Annotated in this window: 1 protein-coding gene; it reads right to left on the reverse strand. The window is 67.3% G+C overall.

The annotated features are described in order from the left end of the window. Positions 1-58: 58 nt before the first annotated feature. Positions 59-1,300 carry an IS256 family transposase gene (locus tag MBA17_RS49010; protein ID WP_238505829.1) on the reverse strand — a complete coding sequence of 414 codons (1,242 nt, stop codon included), beginning with the start codon at positions 1,298-1,300 and terminating at the stop codon, positions 59-61. Between the last annotated feature and the right edge of the window lie 121 nt (positions 1,301-1,421).

Raw genomic sequence — 1,421 nt, forward strand, 5'->3', positions numbered from 1 at the left:
GGTCGCGTCCACGCACGTGGTGTATGAGTCGATCTCCGCGTGATCCTGTTTCTGCAGGTTAAGCGGTAAGTGTCTGCGGCAGCGGATTCGGGGCTGGTGTGTCGCCCGGGATCACACGGATCCGGGCCTTGGCCAGAATGTCCAACCCCATGTAACGGCGGGCTTCGACCCATTCGTCGGTCTGCTCTGCCAGTACCGCGCCGACCAGGCGGATCACGGCCGGCCGGTCGGGAAAGATGCCCACCACATCCGTGCGGCGGCGGATCTCCTTGTTCAGCCGCTCCTGCGGATTATTCGACCAGATCTGCGGCCAGATCTCACGCGGGAAAGCGGCGAAGGCCAGCAGGTCCTCGCGGGCGGCGTCCAGATGCTCTGCCGCGGCCGGATGCTTGGCCTCCAACGTCTGCAGGACCCAGGCATGCTGGGCACGCACCGAGACGGCATCGGGCTGGTCGAACAGGGTACGCACCAGCGTGGCCACGAACGGCTGGGCCGACTTCACCACCACCGTCAGCAGGTTACGCAGGTAGTGAGCGCGACAGCGCTGCCAGGACGCGCCCGCCATGGTCGCAGCGACAGCCTGCACCAGGCCGCGGTGGCAGTCGGAGATGACCAGCTGCACCCCCGACAGGCCCCGCGCGACCAGGCCGCGCAGGAACCCCAGCCAGCCCGCGCCGTCCTCGGCCGAGGTCACCTCCAGCCCGAGGATCTCCCGGCGGCCATCCGCGTTCACGCCGGTGGCCACCAGGCAGTGCACGTTGATGATCCGCCCGCCCTCACGCACCTTCTGCGTGAGCGCGTCCAGCCACACGAACGTGTACGACCCGCCGTCCAGCGCCCGCGTGCGGAACGCCTCGACCTGCTCATCGAGCACCCCTGCCATCTGCGAGACCTGGCTCTTGGAGATGTTCTTGATGCCGAGTTGCTCGACCAGCTTGTCCACCCGGCGGGTGGAGACCCCCAGCAGATAGCTGGTCGCGACCACGCTGATCAGCGCCTGCTCGGCCCGGCGGCGGCGTTCCAGCAGCCAGTCCGGGAAGTAGGAGCCCGACCGCAGCTTCGGGATCGCGAGCTCGACGGTTCCCGCGCGGGTGTCCCAGTCCCGCAGCCGGTAGCCGTTGCGGCGGTTGCTTCGCTCGGTGCTGCGCTCGCCGTATCCGGCGCCGCACAGGCCATCGGCCTCGGCCGACATCAATGCCTCGGCCATGGTCTTCACCATGGACCGCAACAGATCCGGGTCGCCGGCCTCGATCTGCTTCGCCAGCCAGCCGGTGGGGTCCACACTGTTGTCTGCGGCCATCGCTTTGTTCTCCTTCGATCTTGTACTTTCGCACTCGAAGGATCACGCGATGGCCGTCCTCATTAACGACGCCACGCCTGTCACCAGGCCAAACTCATACACCACTTCCGTGGACGCAACC

Source organism: Dolomitihabitans soli, assembly GCF_022213955.1.
Taxonomy (GTDB): Bacteria; Actinomycetota; Actinomycetes; order Streptosporangiales; family Streptosporangiaceae; genus Streptosporangium_A; species Streptosporangium_A soli.